This window comes from Blautia sp. CAG:257 (genome assembly GCF_000433815.1).
GTDB classification, from domain to species: Bacteria; Bacillota; Clostridia; order Lachnospirales; family Lachnospiraceae; genus Blautia_A; species Blautia_A caecimuris.
Genome location: NZ_HF999025.1, coordinates 6,124 through 9,279, shown reverse-complemented (window position 1 = coordinate 9,279; position 3,156 = coordinate 6,124). Strand labels below are relative to the sequence as shown.

General features: G+C 41.9%; 3 protein-coding genes. All 3 read left to right on the top strand.

What is annotated here, in order from left to right; all coding sequences use genetic code 11:
• Positions 1–1,982 (top strand): DNA gyrase subunit A (locus QVP40_RS04515; RefSeq protein ID WP_288200326.1); only part of this gene is annotated, 1,982 nt, incomplete at its 5' end.
• Between the two features lie 17 nt (positions 1,983–1,999).
• The gene (locus QVP40_RS04510; RefSeq protein ID WP_022067298.1) at positions 2,000–2,665 is read left to right on the top strand and encodes a hypothetical protein; all 666 of its coding nucleotides are present in this window, start codon (positions 2,000–2,002) and stop codon (positions 2,663–2,665) included.
• 29 nt (positions 2,666–2,694) lie between these two features.
• Positions 2,695–3,156: lysophospholipid acyltransferase family protein (locus tag QVP40_RS04505; RefSeq protein WP_288200325.1), on the top strand; the 462-nt coding region annotated here is incomplete at its 3' end.

Here is a 3,156-nt window from a genome sequence, read left to right as displayed (position 1 = left end):
ATAATCTCAGGGAGGTTATTCAGGCTGTGGTAAAGATCATTGATAATATCATTGAGGAGCAGCGCGATACAAGTATTGAGGAGATTCTTGAAATTGTAAAAGGACCGGATTTTCCTACAGGAGCAACGATTCTCGGAACAAGAGGAATTGAGGAGGCTTATCGTACAGGCCGCGGCAAAATCCGTGTCCGCGCAGTGACAAATATTGAAACTCTTCCTAACGGAAAGTCCCGCATTATTGTTACAGAGCTTCCGTATCTGGTAAATAAGGCCCGCCTGATAGAAAAGATCGCAGAGCTTGTCCGTGACAAAAAAATCGACGGAATTACAGACCTGAACGATCATTCCAGCCGTGAAGGAATGCGTATCTGTATAGATCTGCGCAAAGATGCCAATGCAAATGTAGTTCTGAATCAGCTGTATAAGCATACACAGCTTCAGGATACCTTTGGAGTGATCATGCTCTGCCTTGTTTCAACCAATGGAAGTCTTGAGCCAAAGGTTCTCAATCTCCACGATATGCTGAAATACTATCTGGCTCATCAGGAGGATGTTGTAACAAGAAGAACTCAGTACGATCTGAATAAGGCGCAGGAAAGAGCTCATATTTTAGAGGGACTTCTGAAAGCCCTTGATAATATTGATGAAGTGATCCGTATCATTCGTGGTTCCAGAAGCGTTCAGATTGCCAGACAGGAGCTGATGGACCGTTTTGAGCTGACAGACGTACAGGCTCAGGCCATTGTTGATATGCGTCTTCGTGCGCTTACCGGTCTGGAAAGAGAGAAACTGGAAACAGAATACGCAGAATTAATGGAAAAAATCCGCAAATTAAAGGCAATTCTTGAAGACAGAAATCTTCTTCTTCGCGTGATCCGTGAGGAAATGCTGGAGATTTCCGATAAATATGGTGATGACAGAAGAACCTCTATTGGTTTTGATGCCTTTGATATTTCCATGGAGGACATGATTCCCCGGGAAAATACTGTGATCACTATGACAAAACTGGGTTATATCAAGCGTATGACAGTGGATAATTTCCGCAGCCAGAACAGAGGCGGCAAGGGAATTAAGGGCATGCAGACTCTTGATGATGACTATATTGAAGAACTGATGATGACAACCACTCATCATTATGTGATGTTTTTTACCAATACAGGACGTGTTTACCGTCTGAAGGCTTATGAAATTCCGGAGGCCAGCAGAACTGCCAGGGGCACGGCGATCATCAATCTCCTTCAGCTTATGCCGGGAGAGCGGATTACTGCGGTTATTCCTATCAACAAGTTTGAAGAGGATCAGTATCTGATGATGGCTACCCGTAAGGGACTGGTGAAGAAAACTCCGATCCGGGATTATGCAAATGTACGTAAAATTGGCCTTGCGGCAATTTCACTGCGTGATGATGACGAGCTGATTGAAGTAAAGGTAACAAACAATAAAAAAGATATTATCCTTGTTACCAAGGATGGTCAGTGCATTCGCTTTAAAGAAACAGATGTGAGAACAACAGGCCGTGTTTCCATGGGTGTAAGAGGAATCAATCTTATGGATGGCGATGAGGTTGTTGGTATGCAGCTGAATTCTCAGGGATATTATCTGCTGGTTGTATCTGAGAACGGTATGGGCAAACGTACCTCCATCAGTGAATTCACCTGCCAGAACAGAGGCGGTAAGGGTGTAAAATGCTATAAGATCACCGAAAAAACAGGAAATGTGATCGGAGCAAAAGCTGTTAATGAAGAAAATGAGATTATGATGATCACAACAGAAGGTATTATTATCCGTCTGCAGTGTTCTGATATTTCTATTCTTGGAAGAATCACATCAGGAGTAAAACTGATTAATCTTTCTGACGGTGTGACAGTGGCAAGCTTTGCCAAAGTCAGAGAAAAGGAAGAAGAAAAAGTTCTGGATAAAGCAGACGGCGGACAGTCAGAAGCAGTTGAAACAGAAAACCAGGAGACAGGTACAGAGGAATAAAGAGGTAAAGAGCAGTTATGGTACAACAGGTAAAGTCTTCTAACAACAAAAAACGCAGACCTGCAGGCAAAAACTCCAGAAACAGGAAATCCTCAGCTTCTTCCAGAAGAAAGAAAACGAATATCAATATAAAAATGATTGCAGGGGCCGCAGTGCTGGCGGTCCTGGTGATCGTTCTTGTTTTTGCGGTAAAAAGCTGCGGGGTCAGCAATAAGACGCCTGAGAAGGTGGTAAAAACTCTGGTCAAATCCTATGTGGACGGAGATGAACGGAAGATTAAAAAATGCTATGGAGTAAAAAAAGCAGATAAAAATCTTGAAAAAGAAATCTCTGCCACAATTAAATACTTTGAAGTACACAAGCCAAAAAAAGTAGAAATAAATGCCTGTGATACAATTTACAAAAATGGCAAGAATGCTTATGTATATATCACATACAGTCTGATTCTGGAGGATGGACAGTCCTATCCCTGCATCAGTACTTATATGACTCAGAAGAATGAAAAGGGAAAGTACAGCATTCTTACACCTTCTGATATTACAGACGATATGAAAAAAGAAGCGGCTGCCAGATATGCGTCATTTATGGAAACAGATCCTTATAAGGAATATGTGACAGCATATGATACTTTTTCAAAAAAGAATCCGGGATATGAGGAAAAACTGGCTACAAAACTGAATTAATATTTCTGTAGTGGAGGAAAGCTTTTGAAATGAAAAGAATTATAATGATGGTGCTGCGCAATCTGCCGTTTATTCCAATGGCATGGTTTAAGCTGTGCTGGTATGCGTCTCATGTGGACAATTATACAGAAGGGGAACGGTATGCCCTTCTTAAAATGATTGACAGACGTGCGAATAAAGGCGGAAATATTACCATTGATGCCCATGGCGTGGAGAATATTCCTGAGGAAAGCGGGTTTATTTTTTATCCCAATCATCAGGGCATGTATGATGTTCTTGCAATCATGGCGCCGTGTCCGGTTCCCTTTTCTGTGGTTGCAAAAAAAGAAGTAGGGGAAGTTCCGTTTTTAAAGCAGGTATTTGCCTGTATGAAAGCCTTTTTGATCGACAGAGAGGATATCAGACAGTCCATGCAGGTCATTATCAATGTGACCAGAGAAGTAAAAAATGGCCGTAATTATCTGATCTTTCCGGAAGGAACAAGGAGTAAG

Coding starts and splice junctions, on each gene's coding strand:
- QVP40_RS04510 (WP_022067298.1), top strand. CDS start 2,000: ATGGTACAACAGGTAAAGTCTTCTAACAACAAAAAACGCAGACCTGCA.